Consider the following 17,479-nt stretch of genomic DNA (forward strand, 5'->3'; position numbering starts at 1 on the left):
CGCAGGTTTCGTTACAGCGCTTTTCGCAGCGCATCAACCTTATCGGTGTTTTCCCAGGTGAATTCCGGTAGCTCTCGCCCAAAATGGCCATAGGCGGCGGTAGCGCGATAAATAGGGCGCTTTAAGTCGAGCATGGCAATCAGGCCTTTGGGGCGCAGGTCGAAATGTTCGCGCACCAGTTTTACGATTTCAGTGTCGGGCAGTTTGCCGGTGCCGAAAGTGTTAACCGAAATGGATGTGGGTTCGGCCACGCCGATGGCGTAGGACACCTGAATCTCGCAGCGGCTGGCTAAGCCGGCGGCGACGATATTTTTTGCCACATAGCGGCCGGCGTAGGCAGCGGAGCGGTCTACTTTGGATGGGTCTTTGCCCGAGAAGGCGCCGCCGCCGTGGCGGGCCATGCCGCCGTAGGTGTCGACAATAATTTTGCGCCCGGTCAAACCGCAGTCGCCGACCGGGCCGCCGATAATAAACTGGCCGGTAGGGTTAATGTGGTACAGGGTGTTGTCGTGTAGCCACTCGGCGGGCAAAACTGGCTTGATGATTTCCTCGCGCACCGCTTCCTGCAGGTCGGCCAGTTTTATGCTGGGGTCATGCTGGGTTGATAGCACGACGGCATCCACGGCGACAGGCTTGCCATTTTCGTAGCGCAGGGTGACCTGGCTTTTGGCGTCGGGTCGCAGCCAGCCAAGTTTGCCGCTTTTGCGCAGCTCGGCTTGCTTTTCAACCAACCGATGAGAAAAGTATATAGGCGCTGGCATGAGTACATCGGTTTCGTCAGACGCGTAGCCAAACATCAAACCCTGGTCTCCGGCGCCCTGGTCTTTGTCTTCGGCCTCATCCACGCCCACGGCGATATCGGCGGACTGTTTACCAATGGCGTTAAGAACGGCGCAAGAGGCACCATCGAAGCCTACATCGGAACTGTTGTAGCCGATATCCAGAATGACCTGGCGGATCAAATCTTCTAAATCCACGTAAGTAGAGGTGCGCACTTCACCGGCGACTACCGCCATGCCCGTCTTTACTAATGTTTCTACCGCTACACGAGCATCGGCGTCATCTTTTAGGATGGCGTCCAGCACTGCATCGGAAATCTGATCAGCCAGTTTATCGGGGTGGCCTTCCGAAACGGACTCGGAAGTAAATACAGAATATTCGGCCATAATAATGTGGCTCCTGAAGTTGTCAGTGTTGCAAATTTAAGGTTTGAAAAATTGTCTTAGTTGAATCTGAAAACCGTTGCGCAGTGCGATAAACATGCTCTGGCCGTCTTTTAGGCCGGCATCCAAAGCCCACTGTGTTAAGTCGTCAGGTTCAAATCCCTGCCATAAGTCTCCACAGTTTTCCCGCGCCCAATCTTGCTCGTGACGGCACAGTTCGGTGACCACCAGAGCGCCTCCCGGTATAAGCGCCGCACTTAAGTCTTTAAAAATATCTGCTGGCGACGGTGTGTGGTGCAGCACCATGTTCATGACGATGCAATCGGCCAGAACTTTATGGTTAGAGAGCTCGGTAGTATCGCCATGAATAAATTCGATGTTGCCCAGGCCTGCGGATTGCGCCGCTGCGCGGGAATGGCTCAGCATGGGTTCAGCGCTGTCGAGCGCAATCACGTGTGCAAAGCGTTTGCTGAGCACAGGTAAAAACTCCCCTTGGCCGGGGCCGACTTCCAGGGCCAGGTGCGCATTTTTCACAGGCGTGTTGCTTAACAACTGTGCCACTTGCTCGCCGTACACTGGATAGCTGGCGATAAGGTCTTGCTGCGCGCGAAACTTATCGGCGTTGTCGGCAAAGAACTGTTGTGATGCTTCGGCTCTCTCAGCGGCGATAGCGCGGCACTGAGCTGCTACAGAGGCGTTGAGACTGGATTGGTCGACACTTGCGAATAATGCGCTTTGCAAGGCTGCCAATGCTTGGTTTGGCACCACAATCGCCCGACGATAATAAATCGAGTTGCCTTCGCGGCGGGTTGTGGTTAAGCCTGCATTGTTAAGCAGTTTCAAATGATGGCTCATACCCGATTGGCGAACATCAAAAATACGCGCAAGCTCCGACACGCCATAGGAGTTTTGCGCCAACACTTGCAGAATTTGCAGGCGCAGAGGGTCACCAGCGGCTTTTAACAAGCTTGCCAGGGTGTCAGAGTCGGTAAGGGTATTGATCGCCGGTGGCGAAGAAGCGGCTTGGTTCATGGTGGGCATCATAGACTAAAGATGGCCCTATATCAAAATATTTTGATATAGGGCTGCGACTGGAATGATTCGCCTTTACTGATGAGGCCATGTGCGGGACAATACCGCCCCCTCAGGTCAACAGGCCTGAAGTGGATGATGGGAGGGGAGTCCTGCATCCGCACACAAGACAAGGTTGCGTAATCACTGATTTTAGGCCCGCTAGAGGTCAACCTGAACCTAACTAAGCTACGACATTTAAGGAGCCTTGACCCCTATGCCGTCTCGTATAGAACTCGCTAATGCCATCCGTGTACTGTCGATGGATGCCGTCCAGAAAGCCCAAAGTGGCCACCCGGGCGCACCCATGGGTATGGCCGATATCGCCGAAGTCCTGTGGAACGACTTTTTAAAACACAACCCGCAAAATCCTCTGTGGAGTGACCGTGACCGCTTCGTGCTGTCTAACGGCCACGGCTCAATGTTGATTTACTCTCTGCTGCACCTGACCGGCTACGACCTGCCCATGGAAGAGCTGAAAAACTTCCGTCAGTTGCACTCAAAAACACCGGGCCATCCTGAACTGGGTTACACCCCGGGTGTTGAAATCACCACCGGTCCTCTGGGGCAGGGCATCAGTACCGCTGTGGGCATGGCCCTGGGCGAGAAAATGCTGGCCGCGCAATTCAACCGCGATGGCCATAAAATTGTCGATCACTACACCTATTGCTTCCTGGGCGATGGCTGCATGATGGAAGGTATCTCTCACGAAACCTGCTCGCTGGCCGGCACTTTAGGTTTGGGTAAGCTGGTGGCTTTCTGGGATGACAATGGCATCTCCATTGACGGTCACGTTGAAGGCTGGTTTACCGACGATACTCCCAAGCGCTTTGAGTCTTACGGCTGGCACGTCATTGCCAATGTTGATGGCCACGACCCTGACGCTATCAAGCGCGCCATTGAAGCGGCCCAGGCCGAAGATCAAAAGCCAACTCTGATTTGCTGTAAAACCACCATCGGTTACGGCTCGCCCAACAAATCTGGCTCGCACGATTGCCACGGTGCGCCACTGGGTGACGATGAAATCGCCGCAGCGCGCGAGTTCCTCAAGTGGGATGCGGCGCCGTTTGAAATTCCTGCCGACGTTTACGCCGGTTGGGATGCGAAAGAGCAGGGCGCTGCTGCCGAGCAGAGCTGGAGCGAAAAGTTCGAGGCTTATAAAGCGGCTTACCCCGAAGACGCCGCCGAGTACGAGCGCCGTGTTATTAAAGGTGACCTGCCTGCCGAGTTTGATGCGAAGGCGCAAGCGTTTATTCAGGAGTGCCACAAAAACCCGCAAAAACTGGCCTCACGTAAAGCTTCGCAAAACACCATCGCTGCTTTTAATAAGTTGCTGCCAGAAATGGTGGGCGGCTCTGCTGACCTGGCCGGCTCTAACCTGACCATGTGGGAAGGTTCACGCCCAGTGACTGCACAAAATGCCGAAGGTAACTACATCTATTACGGTGTGCGCGAGTTCGGTATGAGCGCGATCATGAACGGCTTGAGCGCTCACGGTGGTTTTATCAATTACGGTGCTACCTTTCTGATGTTCCAACAATACGCGGCTAACGCTGTGCGTATGTCGGCACTGATGAAGCTGCGCAACGTGTTTGTTTACACCCACGATTCTATCGGCCAGGGTGAAGACGGCCCGACTCACCAGCCTATCGAAGTGCTGGGCACCTTGCGCCTGACTCCGAATCTGGATACCTGGCGCCCCTGCGATGCCACCGAAACCGCCGTGGCCTGGAAGTCTGCCATCGAGCGCAAAGACGGCCCTGCTGCACTGGTGTTCAGCCGTCAGGGTATCGACACGGTTGAGCGTGCCGATGACCAGGTGGCCAACATCGCCAAAGGTGGTTACGTATTAAAAGACTGCGACGGCGAGCCAGAAATCATCCTGATGGCGACCGGCTCGGAAGTACCGGTGACCGTTGAGGCTGCCGATAAACTGAGCGCTGCCGGTAAGAAAGTGCGTGTGGTTTCCATGCCGAGCACCAGCGTTTTTGATCAGCAAGACGCCGCGTACAAAGAGTCGGTACTGCCATTGGCGGTCACCAACCGTGTTGCTGTTGAAGCAGCGCACGCTGACTTCTGGTACAAGTACGTAGGCATTGATGGTCGCGTGGTAGGCATGACCACCTTTGGTGAATCGGCCAAAGGCCCAGACCTGATGAACTACTTCGGCTTTACCGCCGATAACATTGCGGCAACTGCCGAAGAGCTGCTGGACTAAATCCTCAGCTGCTAAAACGCCGCCAACCGGCGGCGTTTTATTTCCCGCCTGAACAAATCGACAAGTGCGCCTAAGCGCAATCTACGGAGCGACACACATGAACGTAAAACTGATGAGTGATCAGAACCTCTCGGGTAAGCGCGTATTGATCCGTCAGGATCTTAACGTGCCATTAGACAACGGCAACATTACCAGCACGGTGCGTATCGACGCTTCGCTGCCTACCATCAAAAAAGCCCTTGAGGCCGGCGCCAAAGTGATGCTGATGTCTCACCTGGGTCGCCCCGAAGAAGGCACTTACGATGAAGCCGCATCGCTGGCACCAGTCGCCGCCGAGTTGAGCAAAAAACTGGGCCGTGACGTGCCGCTGGTCAAAGACTGGGTGGATGGCGTAGACATGGGTGATGCCGATGTCGTACTGCTAGAAAACGTGCGCTTTAACGCGGGCGAAAAAGCCAACGACGATGCGCTGGCGAAAAAAATGGCGACTTTGTGTGACGTGTTTGTAATGGATGCCTTTGGTACTGCGCACCGCGCTCAAGCCTCTACCCATGGTGTAGCAAAATTTGCACCGGTCGCTTGCGCGGGCCCCCTGCTGGCCGGTGAGCTTGAAGCACTGGGCAAAGCGCTGGACAACCCAGCTCGTCCACTGGTGGCGATTGTCGGTGGTTCCAAAGTGTCTACAAAACTGAGCGTATTGGATGCACTGTCGAAAATTGCCGACACGCTCGTGGTAGGCGGTGGTATTTCTAATACGTTTGTTGCCTCCGCTGGTAACGAAGTGGGTAACTCCCTGTACGAGAAAGACCTGATTCCTGAAGCTCAGCGTTTGCGTGAAGCCACCGAGGTGGTTTTTGCTACCGACGTGCGCACCACCAAAGAAGGCTTTAGCGATTGGAGTCACGACAGCAAAACCGAAGTAAAAGCGGCCAATGAAATTCAGGCCGATGAAGAAATCATCGACTATGGTCCGGAAACCGCTGCGCGCGTGGCTGAGATTATCAAAAACGCCAAAACCGTTTTGTGGAACGGCCCCTGTGGTGTGTTTGAGTTTGACGCTTTTGCCAAGGGCACCGAAACCATTTCGCGCGCTATTGCACAAAGCGAGGCTTTCTCTGTTGCGGGCGGTGGTGACACCTTGGCCGCTATTGATAAGTGGAACCTGGCCGACCAAGTCAGCTATGTGTCCACAGGTGGCGGTGCCTTTCTTGAGTTTGTAGAAGGTAAAGAGTTGCCTGCGGTAGCGATTTTGGAAGAGCGCGCGAAAGACTAATATCGTTTTGTGCAGCAGTTAAAAAGGCGGGCCAGATGGCTCGCCTTTTTATTTGTGCTTAAAGTTACTTTTTCGGCGCGCGAAATGAACTGCTCCTGATTGATCAGCGTACAATACTGGTTGGCTGCCTATGGGGCCGCTCTGATTAGTCGCTACAGTTTATGAATCGCTATTTGCCAGTAAAAATCGCCTTAACGTTGATGGCATTGTGTGCTCTACCGCTAGCCATAATGTTGACGGACAGTTTGGTTGATCAAAAAGCTAAATGGTCGGTAACACCATTTGACTGGCGCGGAGCAGATGGCCGCAACTACTCCCTGAGTGACGTTCAGTCGCCTTATATCCTCCTCTATATGGGATACCTGTCTTGCGACAGCGTTTGTCCCGGTCGGCTTTCCGAGCTCGCCAAGATTTCTCGCAGAGTTGATTTAAGCTTATTGCGGATACTTTTTGTTACGATCGATCCCGAGCGAGATACCGCTGAAAAGCGTGGGGAGTGGATTGACTCCCTGGGTGTAATGTCCGCCCAGCTAACTCAGTGGCAGCTTGAGCGTTTGCGTATAGAGTTGAAAGACACTGGTAACCTGAAAGATAACCCAGACAACCATTCAGATCGTCTATATTTAATTAGCAATAATGGAAAAGTAGAGGCTGTGTTTACCGCTAACAATGTGTCGTCAGAAAGTCTCTTGGAGAAAATGTCCACGTCGCCTTAGTGTCTTTTCAAATGAGAATCCTTATGAGTGAATCCACCAAATCTCGTGCCAATAACGATAGATCAGTTTTAATTATTCTTTTGCTCCAGTTACCGGTGATGTGGGTGTCTGGGGTTCTCGGCGCCGGTCTTTTTTGGCTCAGCTTCATCGGATCACTTACCCTGACAGGAGTAGGGGTGCTCTCCTATGTTGCGTTACGTGGGCATTGGTTACTATCGGTTATTTTTGCCATTTTAATGATGAGTTTCTCAGCTCTTTTGATTCAATCGCAGCTGGGCATGCTAGAAATGCACTTTCATATTTTTGCCCTGATGTCGGTATTTTTAATTTACGAAGATTGGCGACCGATTATGGCAGCCTTAGCTACAGTTGCTCTACACCATATCAGTTTTACCGCTTGGCAGTTGGCGGGAGTTGACTTGGCGGGCGTGCCACTGATGGCCTTCGCGATTAAATGCTCTTGGGGTATAACGTTGTTGCACGCGGCGTTTGCTGCCGCCGAAGCGTTTATTTTGTCAGCGCTGTCAATCCAACTGCGCCGTCGCAGCGAAGCTGACCAAGCCGTAGTAGATATTGTTGAAGATGTTGCCAGAAATCGGACACTGAAAACGCGACAATTGAAAACAAACTCGGCTTCCGAACAAGCTATGCATGATTTAATCGCTTCATTCAATCAGATATTCCTAGGGCTTCGCGCTCGCGCTGATGGCTTGAGCTCGCTTAGTGAATCTCTAGATCGGGTGAGTGCAAATGCCGGCTCTATAAGCGAGCATCAATATCAGCAGACATCTGACATCGCTCAGTCGACTCAGGAAATGTTGGCAAGTATTGCTGAAGTGGAAGCAAACAGCACCAAGTCGGCAGAATTAATGGAGACTTTAAATGGTGAAGTTTCCGTTGCCAGTAAAAACATGCAAAGCATCGTTGGCTCCATCCAGCATCTTGAAACTGATATGTCTGGTTTGTCTGAGTCGTTACGACAAGTCACCGACGATACACACGCTGTTGGCGCTATAGTGGAGAGTATTACGGCGATCTCTGAGCAAACCAACCTGCTGGCCTTAAACGCCGCGATTGAAGCTGCGCGGGCAGGGGAGTCAGGTCGAGGATTTGCAGTAGTAGCAGATGAGGTCAGAACCTTGGCAGGGAGGGCAAAGAGCTCGGCTGCGGGTATCAGTGATTTGATTGATCGGTTAAATGCCAGCGTGTCAAAAACGGTCGCTGCTATGGCAAAAAATCAAAAGGACTTAGCGGGAGGCAGTGAGCGTATAGCGAAGGAAGGTGATCGGTTGCACTATATTGCGGATGATGCTCTCAAAGTGAACGCAATGTTTCAGGCTATTGCACATGCTATTGAAGCTCAGCGTCAGGTTATGGAGCATATTGGAGCCAAGGCAAGCCTGATTAACGATGACGGCAGACGGCTTTCAGACCTGTCAAATCAGTTGGTAAAAGAATCGTCCGAATTACGTGATCACGTCGCGGAAAATCGAAAAGCGGTAGAATCATTTACGGTGTAAGCCTTCTTTCATATTTATGCCAAATTCACTCAACTGTTGCGAATAGTTTAGAAATTAAAAGACGAATGTGTGCGATGATTATTAAGTAAGTGGTATCCGCAAAACGCTGCATTTGTCGATCCTCTTTGGTTTGTGCGGAAACGTTTTTCTCGACTTCTGAAAAAGCGAATACTATGGGTAGTTATTGTGGCTCCTGCCTGTGTGGGACGGTAAAGTTTAAAGTGAGTGGTGACTTTGACAGTTTTTATGTTTGTCACTGTCGGTATTGCCAAAAAGGAACCGGCTCGACTTTTGCTGCCAATTTATTCAGCCCTGCGGGATCACTTTTATGGCTGAGTGGGGAAGACGCGGTCACTTGTTTTACGCTGCCGGGTACGGCGCACCGTAAAAGCTTTTGTCGCCATTGTGGTTCAGCCATGCCGGGGGTGGAAGACAGTGGCGAAGTGTTGGTGCCTGCCGGTAGTCTGGATACGGACATTGTTATAAAGCCCACCGCGAATATTTATAAGGCCAGTTGCGCTCAGTGGGAGGCTGATATTACGGCTGCCCCAGGCTTTGCCACTTTACCCGAGTCATAAAATAATCGATATTGTGTCGCTGCGAAGCGATGATAACGATAACCACCGTTGGAGTGGCTCTGTAAATCGATTTATACTGAAAACCCGTACCGGATAGCGCAAAAATTCATGGAGGATGGTGATGCGACTGTGTTTGCTGTTGTTAATATTTATAACCCTGCCCGCCGCCGCTCAGCTGTACCAGTGGACCGACGAGAATGGCCGAACCCATTTCAGCGATAAGCCCCCGCCTGGGCAGCAGGTCGAAGCGCCCGTCTCGAGTCCGGCACCGGCAAAGCGTGAGCCTCGACCAATGCCTGCAGAGAGTCAGCCGGCCAATCTCGATAATGTCACTTATAGCCGTCCCGCCTATAGCGAAACCTTTTATCTTCGTCACCTGCTGCGTACCAGTCAATTTGATCAGCTTAATAGAGAGTTGGAGCTTAAGCAGCAGGCTGTTGAGCGCGACAATACTCGTGATATAGCGCTTCGTTCGGTTTATTCCATATTTGCCCGTGCCGACGATGACATGCTCAATGAAATTAATCGGTGGGTGAATGCCACGCCGGACAACTACCAGCCCTACCTTGCCCGGGCAAGGTGCCGAGGCGCTCGTGGCTGGGCTGAGCGCGGCGGTGCCTACGCCTATAAAACACCTAGGGACAATTTTTCGCGTATGCAGCGCGAGTTTGCTTTTGCTCACGAAGATGTAGAAAAAGCGCTGTCCATTAACCCTCAGGCGTTGATCGCTTTTGTTATTCAGATCAGTTTGGCGCAACCCAGTGTCGACAGAGCAGCTGCTAATCGGGCGTTGCAAAAAGCTAATCGCCTGTATCCAGACAATTACATTGCCAGGCGTGCGTACATCCGTCTTTTAGTGCCTCGCTGGGGCGGTTCGTGGGATGATATTGAAGCGTTTGTCTCGCGCCAGCCATTGGCTACTTCCGCGAACCCCAAGTTAAAGCAATTAGCCGGTTATGAAGATTATGAGCGAGGCTTGGGGCACTATCGAAGCAAAGACTATGATCTTGCCATCGAATATTTCAATAAGTCTTTAGCGACCGGGCCGAATTCGGCAACGCTCTATCAGCGCGGTAGGGCCTACTACTGGCTTAGCAAGTATCGTTTGGCAATTGATGACTTTAACGCAGCGATACATCTTCAGCCGGATATCGATTTTTTTCATTATTGGCGTGCTAAGGCGTTCTATTACTTTGGCAGTTACAGCAATGCGCTGGCGGATATAGAGCGGGCCTATGCGCTGAACTCTGCCGATGAAGATACAAGAGAGTTTCGCGAGAAAATTTTTCGCAACTACGCTCACCCAGAGCTGAAAGATGTCAATAAAAATTTAGCTCGGCAGATGGTTGAAAGAGACGTGGCCAAATACGACGAGCAAAATCAATTTAAACAAAGCTTGGCGTATTTGGCGTTGGGCGAGAATGAGTCAGCCGAAGCGGTGTTAAGACGTTTGACACAATTAAAGCCCGAGAATATGAAGTACGCCCGGTGGCTGGATTTTGCGTTATTCCGCCAAGCCCGGCTGATTGATATTGTCGCCTTTTGGGATGACGTGATCGCGCGTTACCCAGACAATGCGGTTGCCTACTCAGAGCGTGCCGGAACCTACTATCACCTGGAGCAATATTATCGGGCGTTGGAGAGTGCGCGTATGGCAGAAAAGCTGGGTGACCCGGAAGCGGCCGAGTTTGTGCAACGTTTGGTAGTGCTGACCACAAGGCCCGAGCCCAAGTTGAACAGCCTATAGAACATTGGAAAACAAAAGTTATTTTGCTAAATCTAAGCGCGAACGCGAACAGCATAAAAACAGGGAGCAACTATGATCAAAATAACGGCGTGCCGCACAACCACTCTGGCATTGCTGATAGGCTTGACGGGCTGTGGCTCGGTAACTACCGTAGGTTCGTCTGACCACAGTGTCACTGCGAACCTGGAGCGAAAAAACACTTACTGTAAGTCTATCTCTCGAATGTACAGCGGGGTTGCATTTAACTTTTGCTCGCTGCACGCGCCCTCAAAAGGAGCGAACTTGAACTGGTTTGCGGGTTATTACCTGGTGGATGGAATTGCCTCGGCGGTGGTGGATACGGTTCTGCTCTCTTACACCGGGTATCTACAGGTCAAAGAGGGTAGCGTAATTTTGGATTGAAGGTGGCTCACATTTTTATTAGGATGCCGCAACCCTTTGCGGCCTGTAAACAACCATTAGGGATGATCATGTCAAAATTAACGCTGTCCTTTTTATTTCTTACTTTTGCTGCTTTTATCAGCGCTTGCAGTGGCTTTGTCAACAATGAATACCGTTCCGGTACTTCCAGTAGCTTGGTGGATTTTCTATACCCGGACAATGAAATTCCGACGATTGAGCAAGATCAAACCCCGCACCTGAAGTTGCCATTACGGGTGGGGCTGGCGTTTGTTCCCGCTAACTATTCCAATCGAGAGGCCTTACCTGAGAACAAGAAAACTCAACTGCTTGAGCAGGTGAAGTCGGAGTTCTCACATTTACAGTACGTGAGCGATATTACCGTTATCCCTGAGGCTTACATGCGTTCACGAAAAGGGTTTGATGGGCTGGAGCAACTGTCTCGTCTGTACAGCTTGGATGTTATCGCACTGGTGTCCTTTGACCAGATGGCGATCTCATCGGGGCGCAAGAGCTCGTTGCTGTATTGGACCATTGTAGGTTCGTATGTGGTTAAGGGTAGTGAAAATAGTGTTAATACCTTTGTAGATACGGCCGTCATCGATATGAAAACTCGCAAGCTGCTTCTGCGTGCGCCCGGTGTGAGTGAGCTGGCTAAAAACTCGACGCTGGTTGAGCTGGACAAAGTAAGCCGTGAAGTCAAAGAAGAGGGCTTTGCGTTGGCCATGGCGGATATGAGCAAAAATCTTACTCAGGAGCTGCAGGCGTTTGAAGAGCGTATTAAGCAGGATAAGAGTGTAGAGGTATCTTACCGTAAAGGTTACGGCGGTGGTGGTTCTGTATCTTTGATGACATTACTGGTGTTAGGGTTCTTAATGGCTTTGCGCCATCGCAGCGCTAGAACCTGAGTGGCCTTAGGCGGACGGGCTGTTTTACTGCAAAACTGTACCAAGGCGGATTCTGCCCTTTGTGTAAAATAAAGATAGACAAAGGCAAATATTCCCTATACAGTGCCAATCAGCTAGAAATTGACCACTCGTTAGATCCGCCTTCGAGTTTGTACTTGTAACACCTCGTCCTGCAGTTTTAAAGATACGTCTAGATTTTTTGCTACTCCTGCCTAGTTTGCTATGGTTAGCAGGCGCAAGGCGCTTATTTTTTTGATTACAGGATATTGTTATGTCTACAGTTCAAGGTACCGTTAAGTGGTTCAACGAAGCAAAAGGTTTTGGTTTTATTGAGCAAGAGTCTGGTCCAGACGTATTTGCTCACTTCAGCGCCATTTCTGGTTCAGGCTTCAAAACCCTGGCCGAAGGCCAGCGCGTTGAGTTCACTGTAACTCAAGGCCAAAAAGGTCCTCAGGCTGAGAATATCGTTGCTGTTTAAGTAACTTTATTTCGCCAGACTAAAAAAGCAAACCCTCGGGTTTGCTTTTTTTATGTCCGTTGTTTTAGTTTTATTCCGACTTCGGACTCTCTTCTTCAATATCGGCACGGCTTTTCTTGGCTTGTCGGCGCCAGTGTCGGCGCGCCAGCTCCTGCATATCGCGGGTCTTATCGTTTTCATCCACAATCTCCCGGCCCAGCAGGGTTTCCAGCACGTCCTCCAGGGTAATAATGCCCTGCACATCGCCAAATTCAGTGACCACCAGAATCATGTGGGTCTTTTTGCGTAAAAACTCCTCCAGCGCCTGGGTCAGGGGCATGGCATCCAGCAGGGCGGGTAACTCGCGGCGATAGTCTTGCAGTGGCGTTTGGGTGTCGCCTTTGGCCTGAGCGACTAACAGATCGCTGAGCAGAACCACGCCGGTAATATTGTCCGGGTCGTCGGCGTAGACCGGAATGCGGGAGAAGGGAATGGTTTTATGGTGGGCAAAAAAGTCCTCTACGCTGTGTTCTTCGGCCTCGCTAAACAATACGGTACGTGGGGTCATGGCCTCGCGGATGGTGGTGTTGCGAAGCGCCAGCAGGTTTTTAACCACCAGGCTTTCGTTTTCATCCAGGTGTCCTTCGGCGCTGCTAATATCGGCGGCTATAGCCAGCTCTTGGCGATCCAGCCCAGTGCCGGCGCGCTCGCCGCGGGTGATAAGCTTGGTCAGCATTTCGGATAAGCGAATAAACGGGTAAAGCAGCTTGATTAAATAGTGCAGCCCATACGCCGTAAAGGGGGCGAGGCCTCGCCAGTAATAAGCGCCGAGAGTTTTGGGAATAATTTCTGAAAGTACCAAAATAAGCAGTGTAAGTACGGCGGAGAATACCCCCAAATACGCGCTGCCAAATACTACGGTAGCTTGTGCGCCGGCACCCGCGGCGCCAATGGTGTGGGCGATGGTATTGAGAGTCAGGATTGCCGCCAGGGGGCGCTCGACGTCTTTGGTGAGTTCAGCCAATAGCTTGCCAGAGCGCTTGCCACCTTGCTCTAGCAATGACGAATAGGCTGAGTTGACACTCAGCAGCACAGCCTCAGCTACCGAGCACAAAAACGATACGCCCAAAGCCAGGGCGATATAGAGTAATAACAGCGTCATGGATCAGCCTCCGGGGCTGGTGATTAATCTCGGTTTGACGGTATAGTCGGTTTTTCCCCAATCATACAGGGTTCGGAAGCACCTTGTTGTGCCCCCCAAGGATAGTCCGACAAGGGCGCGCAGGTCGCACGTTTCCGCCCCGCAATAGCGCAAGGAGATAGTTATGTGGAAGCAAGCGGTTACCGCTTTACTGGTGGCAGGTAGCGCCTATGTCAATGCTGAGTCCTTTACGTTGAGTAGTCCGGCTGTAAACGATGGTGGCACCCTGGCATCGGCTCAGGAGTTTAACGGGTTTGGCTGTACCGGCGGCAATGTATCCCCCGAGCTGCAATGGTCGGGCGAGCCAGAGGGAACTAAAAGCTTCGCCTTAACGGTGTACGACCCTGATGCCCCCACTGGGTCTGGCTGGTGGCATTGGCAGGTGATTAATATCCCCGCCGAGGTAAGTTCAATCCCGGCCGGGGCAGGCACCGAAACCGGCGATAAGCTGCCCGAGGGCGCTCGCCAAGGGCCGTCGGATTACGGCGTTAAAGCGTTTGGCGGCGCCTGCCCGCCTGAGGGGGACGAACCTCACCGCTATGAATTTACCCTGTACGCACTGGGCACCGACTCACTGCAAGTACCTGACAACGCCAGTGCGGCCTTAATCGGCTTTATGATTAACGCCAATAAAATTGGCGAGGCCAGCTTTACCGCGATGTACGGCAGGTAGCCTGTTTAATCCGTCAGACGTTGGTCGCCCAACGTCTGACGCACCGGCTAAAACTCCGGCAACTCATCCAGGGTAATTACTCGCTCGTGCTCATACACATGTTTTTTGTGAACGTCGGTGTTGTAGTACTCGCCGGTCCAGAAGTTGTTTGAGTGATCCTCAGTAGTGTCCAACGCACCGTCATTCCACACCATAAACCACAGCCACCAGGCATTATCAGCGGCCATGGCATCCGGGTCGGGTATGTTGCTGTTCTCACTCAGGGCGACCATCTTTTCCCGGTGCGGGTAGGCTTTGGTGACATCGTATAAGGTTTTTTGCGACTCATAGTTTTGCGCACCATCGTAGATATCGGTGCTGACAATATCGACAACGTCATCGCCCGGATACCAGATGGCGTTTTGCCCGTTCCACACCCAAATTAAATTCGTTAGCCCGTGGTAGTTGGTTAAGCGTTCAAACAGGTAGCGCCACAACAGGGTTTGCGCGTAGGCAGCAGGTACGCCATCGGTGCGTGCGCGGCCCCACCAAAACCAGCCACCGGCGGCTTCGTGCAGTGGGCGCCACAAAACCGGCACGTCGGCGTTTTCCAGCTTTTTAAGCTCGCCTGCAATCAGGTCTACATCGTGCTCAATGGCGGCAAAGGCGTCGCTTTCGGTATCCAGCGCACCATCCTTAACCGGAATGGTAAAACGGGTGTTTTTACTGGCATCTTCCTGATTTGCGTAAAAGTTTTTACTATCACCTGACGGATCGCGCCAGTGCCAGGCAAAGGTGATAAGACCGCCTTTGTTCCAGTATTCAATGGCTTCTTCGGTTTGTGTCAGGCCCGAACCATTGGCGTAGGCACCGTAATTCATAAAGTCATAACCCATAAGCGCGGGTTCTTTACCGGTGGCGTCTAGAACGCGCTGGTGCATATCAATTTGATCAGCCCAGGTTAAATCCATTTGTCCGCTCAGCATTTTGCTGCCCCATACGCTGTGCAGGTAATCAAACACTTTTTGGCTGGTGGCGCTGGCATCGGGGGTAACGAGTGAGGTGCTCAGCGCAGTTTGGCTTTTTTCATTGTTGCCCGGACAAAAGGTGCGCGCGATGCACACGTCGCCGTTATTGAATTGCCAATTACTGTTGTTATCCGAATTGCTCGCACAATAATTAATTTCTTCTGCACCTACCTTGCAGTGATCAAATTCACCCACGCCCGGATCGGCAGCGGACTGGTAAATCACACAGTTGTGGCCGTTTTCCCAACCCCAGCCGTTGGCCGATTCGCTGTAGCGACAATAAGGGCTGCCGTTGTTGGCAGCGTTTGGAATTAAACCCGCCACAGAGGCCGTCGAGCTGCTTGAGCCGGTACTGTCACTGCTGTCGGTCGAGCTGCTTACACTGCTTGAGAGGTCTGAACTGCTGCTTGAGACGCTTGGTGGAGACGTCGGGGCAGGTTCACTGCCACCGCTGCTGCCGCAAGCGGTCAGGTATAGGGCGCTGAGCCCCAGGTACAACATTGCTTTTATTTTCATGGCATTTTCTCTATAACGGCGGACCTTGTGCTCCGCTTTTTATTATCGAAAGGTGCTATCGCGCGCCAAAGTGTAACCGATTACAGTTTGGCGCGGCAATGAGGGTTGGCGGCTGTATGACACACAATACGGTGACTTAATTTAAATAACTTGTATTCGGAGGCTGTCATTTACTTGTCACCGCGGACATTGATACTCCCCTGTTCAAAATTGCAGGAGAATTGAAATGCCAGATGTATCCAGACGCGGATTTATTCGCAACGGTTTGTTCGGGTTGGGCGGGCTTTATGTCACTACGGCGTTGTCCGGTTGCGGCAGCGACGATGACGATTCACTCGGATTTGGAACCTTTGATCACGGCGTCGCCTCGGGTGATCCGCTGGCCGATAGCGTGATTCTGTGGACGCGTGTAACACCGTCCGATACCAGCGCCGAGGCCGTGCGCTTGAGCTGGGAGGTGGCCGATAATGCCGAATTTAATAATGTGTTGGCCGAAGGCACAGGTGAAGCGCACATATCCCGCGATTTTACCGTGAAAGTGGATGTTCGCGGCCTGCTTCCAGACACCCGGTATTATTATCGTTTTCGCACCGCGACCCAGATTTCCACTGTCGGCAAAACCCGTACCTTGCCCGATTTAAGCAGCGAGCATTTAACCCTTGCGGTAGTGTCTTGTTCTAACTACCCCGCCGGTTACTTTCATGTGTACGGCGAGTTGGCCAAACGCGATCTGGATTTAGTGCTGCATCTTGGGGATTACATTTACGAATACGGCTCTGGCGGATATGCCTCTGAACAGGCGTCCGCCATGGGGCGTGAGTCGTTGCCCGCTAACGAGCTGTTTACGCTGGACGATTATCGCACCCGCTATGCTCAGTATCGCAGTGACGCCGACTTGCAGGCGGCGCACGCCAGCGCACCCTTTCTGGTGGTGTGGGATGACCATGAAATCGCCAATGACACCTACGACGGCGGCGCGGAAAATCATAACGACGGCGAAGGTGATTTTGACGAGCGTAAGCTGGCCGCTATGCGCGCGTATTTTGAGTGGTTGCCCATTCGCCCCGAGGGGGCCGTCAGTAGCGATGAACTGGCCATGCCCTCAAGTATTTATCGTCAATTTCAATGGGGTGACTTGGTCAACTTGTTGATGCTTGATACCCGTAATGAAGCGCGCGCAAAGCCCTTGGTCATCACCGATTACTTTGATGCCGCCACCGGTGCCTTCGATTTTGAGGGTCTTTTTGCCGACATTAACGACCCTTCACGCAAATTGTTGGGCGATGCCCAGCTGGACTGGTTACGCTCGGCTATGGCCAGCTCAAGTGCCACATGGCAGTTGCTGGGGCAGCAGGTGCTGATGGGGCAGATGTACCTGCCTTTTGCTATCGCTACACAGCAAATGGCGATTCCCGATTACGCCGAGCTGGGGGCGATTGCACTGCTGGCGGCACGTGCTCAAGCTGGTGATCCAACACTGACTGCCGAAGAGCTCGCGTACTTGCAGGCAAATCAATCCCGCCTGACCCCTGAGGTATTGGCGCTGCTGCAGGCACCTGCGGTGCCTTACAACCTGGATGCCTGGGATGGTTATGGCGCTGCGCGCGAGGCTGTGTATCAAATTGCCCGTGAGTCCAACGCGCGGTTAGTCGTGTTAGCCGGAGACACCCACAATGCGTGGGCCAGCGAGCTACAGGATGCAGAAGGCAATGCGGTGGGGGTTGAGCTGGCAACCGCATCGGTTAGCTCTCCGGGGTTGGAAAAATATCTGGGGATTCCCGCCGGGGCTTATGCCGAGACCGAAGCGGGCATTGTACAGCTGGTCGCCGGGCTTAAATATTTAAATGCTAGCGATCGCGGCTTTCTGACGCTGGATATAACTCGCGAGAAAATCGACGCTCAGTGGGAGTTTGTCTCCTCCATTAAGCAGGCCAGCTACCAACTGCAATCAACTCGTGCCCAGCAAATGCAAGTGCAGGCAGGCAGCCCGGTCCAATTTGTCTAGCGGGCAGTTGCAGAGTGTCGATAGGCT

15 protein-coding genes are annotated in these 17,479 nt (G+C 52.3%); 11 read left to right on the forward strand and 4 right to left on the reverse strand.

The window, feature by feature from the left end; all coding sequences use genetic code 11:
• Positions 1-11: 11 nt before the first annotated feature.
• Positions 12-1,166, reverse strand: coding sequence for a methionine adenosyltransferase (gene metK, locus D568_RS0101035; protein WP_020207696.1), 1,155 nt, complete (start codon positions 1,164-1,166; stop codon positions 12-14).
• A 36-nt stretch (positions 1,167-1,202) separates the two neighbouring features.
• Positions 1,203-2,195 (reverse strand): ArsR/SmtB family transcription factor, encoded by a 993-nt coding sequence (locus D568_RS0101040; protein WP_051084008.1) that lies wholly within the window; start codon positions 2,193-2,195, stop codon positions 1,203-1,205.
• Positions 2,196-2,451: 256 nt separating this feature from the next.
• On the opposite strand from D568_RS0101040, the gene tkt reads away from it, so the two are divergent.
• The 9 genes from tkt (at position 2,452) to D568_RS0101085 (ending at position 12,071) form a co-directional block, all read left to right on the forward strand.
• Complete coding sequence (tkt, locus tag D568_RS0101045) at positions 2,452-4,452, forward strand: transketolase (protein ID WP_020207698.1); 2,001 nt, start codon at positions 2,452-2,454, stop codon at positions 4,450-4,452.
• 97 nt (positions 4,453-4,549) lie between these two features.
• Positions 4,550-5,725: a phosphoglycerate kinase gene (locus D568_RS0101050; protein WP_020207699.1), complete on the forward strand. Its 1,176-nt coding sequence runs from the start codon at positions 4,550-4,552 to the stop codon at positions 5,723-5,725.
• A gap of 161 nt (positions 5,726-5,886) precedes the next feature.
• The gene (locus D568_RS0101055; protein ID WP_020207700.1) at positions 5,887-6,441 is read left to right on the forward strand and encodes an SCO family protein; all 555 of its coding nucleotides are present in this window, start codon (positions 5,887-5,889) and stop codon (positions 6,439-6,441) included.
• Positions 6,442-6,464: 23 nt separating this feature from the next.
• On the forward strand, positions 6,465-7,961 hold the full coding sequence (locus tag D568_RS18795; protein ID WP_020207701.1) for a methyl-accepting chemotaxis protein: 1,497 nt from the start codon (positions 6,465-6,467) through the stop codon (positions 7,959-7,961).
• A gap of 173 nt (positions 7,962-8,134) precedes the next feature.
• Positions 8,135-8,539 carry a GFA family protein gene (locus tag D568_RS0101065; RefSeq protein WP_020207702.1) on the forward strand — a complete coding sequence of 135 codons (405 nt, stop codon included), beginning with the start codon at positions 8,135-8,137 and terminating at the stop codon, positions 8,537-8,539.
• Positions 8,540-8,660: 121 nt separating this feature from the next.
• Positions 8,661-10,286: a DUF4124 domain-containing protein gene (locus D568_RS0101070; RefSeq protein WP_020207703.1), complete on the forward strand. Its 1,626-nt coding sequence runs from the start codon at positions 8,661-8,663 to the stop codon at positions 10,284-10,286.
• A 72-nt stretch (positions 10,287-10,358) separates the two neighbouring features.
• Positions 10,359-10,688, forward strand: a complete 330-nt coding sequence (locus tag D568_RS0101075; RefSeq protein ID WP_020207704.1) for a YceK/YidQ family lipoprotein — start codon at positions 10,359-10,361, stop codon at positions 10,686-10,688.
• 68 nt (positions 10,689-10,756) lie between these two features.
• Positions 10,757-11,593, forward strand: coding sequence for a rhombotarget lipoprotein (gene rhlP / locus D568_RS0101080; RefSeq protein WP_020207705.1), 837 nt, complete (start codon positions 10,757-10,759; stop codon positions 11,591-11,593).
• A gap of 271 nt (positions 11,594-11,864) precedes the next feature.
• Positions 11,865-12,071 (forward strand): cold-shock protein, encoded by a 207-nt coding sequence (locus D568_RS0101085; RefSeq protein ID WP_020207706.1) that lies wholly within the window; start codon positions 11,865-11,867, stop codon positions 12,069-12,071.
• A gap of 70 nt (positions 12,072-12,141) precedes the next feature.
• Here the strand turns inward: D568_RS0101085 and D568_RS0101090 are convergent, their stop codons facing one another.
• The gene (locus tag D568_RS0101090; RefSeq protein WP_020207707.1) at positions 12,142-13,212 is read right to left on the reverse strand and encodes a CNNM domain-containing protein; all 1,071 of its coding nucleotides are present in this window, start codon (positions 13,210-13,212) and stop codon (positions 12,142-12,144) included.
• A 163-nt stretch (positions 13,213-13,375) separates the two neighbouring features.
• Between D568_RS0101090 and D568_RS0101095 the strand changes: the two genes are divergently transcribed.
• Complete coding sequence (locus D568_RS0101095; RefSeq protein WP_020207708.1) at positions 13,376-13,924, forward strand: YbhB/YbcL family Raf kinase inhibitor-like protein; 549 nt, start codon at positions 13,376-13,378, stop codon at positions 13,922-13,924.
• Positions 13,925-13,971: 47 nt separating this feature from the next.
• Here D568_RS0101095 and D568_RS0101100 read toward each other — a convergent pair whose 3' ends face one another.
• Positions 13,972-15,447, reverse strand: a complete 1,476-nt coding sequence (locus D568_RS0101100; RefSeq protein ID WP_020207709.1) for a glycosyl hydrolase — start codon at positions 15,445-15,447, stop codon at positions 13,972-13,974.
• A gap of 226 nt (positions 15,448-15,673) precedes the next feature.
• On the opposite strand from D568_RS0101100, the gene D568_RS0101105 reads away from it, so the two are divergent.
• Positions 15,674-17,452: an alkaline phosphatase D family protein gene (locus D568_RS0101105; RefSeq protein ID WP_020207710.1), complete on the forward strand. Its 1,779-nt coding sequence runs from the start codon at positions 15,674-15,676 to the stop codon at positions 17,450-17,452.
• The last annotated feature ends 27 nt before the right edge of the window (positions 17,453-17,479 follow it).

This window comes from Gilvimarinus chinensis DSM 19667 (assembly GCF_000377745.1).
GTDB lineage: Bacteria > Pseudomonadota > Gammaproteobacteria > Pseudomonadales > Cellvibrionaceae > Gilvimarinus > Gilvimarinus chinensis.

Coding starts and splice junctions, on each gene's coding strand:
- metK (WP_020207696.1), bottom strand. CDS start 1,166: ATGGCCGAATATTCTGTATTTACTTCCGAGTCCGTTTCGGAAGGCCAC.
- D568_RS0101040 (WP_051084008.1), bottom strand. CDS start 2,195: ATGAACCAAGCCGCTTCTTCGCCACCGGCGATCAATACCCTTACCGAC.
- tkt (WP_020207698.1), top strand. CDS start 2,452: ATGCCGTCTCGTATAGAACTCGCTAATGCCATCCGTGTACTGTCGATG.
- D568_RS0101050 (WP_020207699.1), top strand. CDS start 4,550: ATGAACGTAAAACTGATGAGTGATCAGAACCTCTCGGGTAAGCGCGTA.
- D568_RS0101055 (WP_020207700.1), top strand. CDS start 5,887: ATGAATCGCTATTTGCCAGTAAAAATCGCCTTAACGTTGATGGCATTG.
- D568_RS18795 (WP_020207701.1), top strand. CDS start 6,465: ATGAGTGAATCCACCAAATCTCGTGCCAATAACGATAGATCAGTTTTA.
- D568_RS0101065 (WP_020207702.1), top strand. CDS start 8,135: ATGGGTAGTTATTGTGGCTCCTGCCTGTGTGGGACGGTAAAGTTTAAA.
- D568_RS0101070 (WP_020207703.1), top strand. CDS start 8,661: ATGCGACTGTGTTTGCTGTTGTTAATATTTATAACCCTGCCCGCCGCC.
- D568_RS0101075 (WP_020207704.1), top strand. CDS start 10,359: ATGATCAAAATAACGGCGTGCCGCACAACCACTCTGGCATTGCTGATA.
- rhlP (WP_020207705.1), top strand. CDS start 10,757: ATGTCAAAATTAACGCTGTCCTTTTTATTTCTTACTTTTGCTGCTTTT.
- D568_RS0101085 (WP_020207706.1), top strand. CDS start 11,865: ATGTCTACAGTTCAAGGTACCGTTAAGTGGTTCAACGAAGCAAAAGGT.
- D568_RS0101090 (WP_020207707.1), bottom strand. CDS start 13,212: ATGACGCTGTTATTACTCTATATCGCCCTGGCTTTGGGCGTATCGTTT.
- D568_RS0101095 (WP_020207708.1), top strand. CDS start 13,376: ATGTGGAAGCAAGCGGTTACCGCTTTACTGGTGGCAGGTAGCGCCTAT.
- D568_RS0101100 (WP_020207709.1), bottom strand. CDS start 15,447: ATGAAAATAAAAGCAATGTTGTACCTGGGGCTCAGCGCCCTATACCTG.
- D568_RS0101105 (WP_020207710.1), top strand. CDS start 15,674: ATGCCAGATGTATCCAGACGCGGATTTATTCGCAACGGTTTGTTCGGG.